We start from the raw sequence: 315 nt of genomic DNA, 5'->3' as shown, positions 1-315 counted from the left end.
TTATCGTCGGGTATGGGCGCTGCTTCGCAGACAGGCAGAACTTGATGGTATGCCTGCGATCAATGCCAAACGTGTTTACCGGATCATGCGCCAGAATGCCCTGTTGCGAGACTGCGTGTCACGTTCGCGCTGGACTGCTGTGATCGTGAGGCACTGCACTGGGCGGTGACTACCGGCGGCTTCAACAGTGAAACAGTACAGGACGTCATGCTGGGAGCGGTGGAACGCCGCTTCGGCAACGATCTTCCGTCGTCTCCAGTGGAGTGGCTGACGGATAATGGTTCATGCTACCGGGCTAATGAAACACGCCAGTTC

Annotated in this window: 1 pseudogene; it reads left to right on the top strand. The window is 57.1% G+C overall.

From position 1 onward, the window contains the following. Positions 1–315: pseudogene (locus BFF42_RS21455) on the top strand (DDE-type integrase/transposase/recombinase); the annotation flags it as partial.

The organism is Shigella sp. FC1661, assembly GCF_001712525.1.
Classification (GTDB): domain Bacteria; phylum Pseudomonadota; class Gammaproteobacteria; order Enterobacterales; family Enterobacteriaceae; genus Escherichia; species Escherichia coli.
This window is presented reverse-complemented; position numbering and strand designations above follow the sequence as displayed.